Raw genomic sequence first — 241 nt, 5'->3', positions numbered from 1 at the left:
CGCCGAGGAGTTGTCGGCGCTGGGGGGTGTGCCGGGGCATGTCGTGCTCGTCATCCAGCGGACGTTCTACGCGTCGGGACGGCCGGTGGAGACCGCGGACGTGGTCGTACCGGCGGACCGGTACCGGGTCGCGTACCACCTGCCGGTGAAGTAGGGCGGGCTGGGCGTATCGCCGTAACGGCGGAGGGGGAAGGCCCGAGGGAGGAGTTCGGGTCGAGGGGGAAGTCCGGGGCCCGAGGGG

General features: G+C 72.6%; 1 protein-coding gene. It reads left to right on the top strand.

What is annotated here, in order from left to right; translation table 11 throughout:
• The coding region (locus AOK01_RS45975; RefSeq protein ID WP_245702623.1) for a UTRA domain-containing protein at window positions 1-154 on the top strand (154 nt) is incomplete at its 5' end.
• Window positions 155-241: the final 87 nt, after the last annotated feature.

This window comes from Streptomyces aurantiacus (assembly GCF_001418335.1).
In the GTDB taxonomy this organism is placed as follows: domain Bacteria; phylum Actinomycetota; class Actinomycetes; order Streptomycetales; family Streptomycetaceae; genus Streptomyces; species Streptomyces aurantiacus.
Note: the sequence above shows the minus strand (reverse complement) of the source record. Positions and strands in the feature narration are given on the sequence as shown.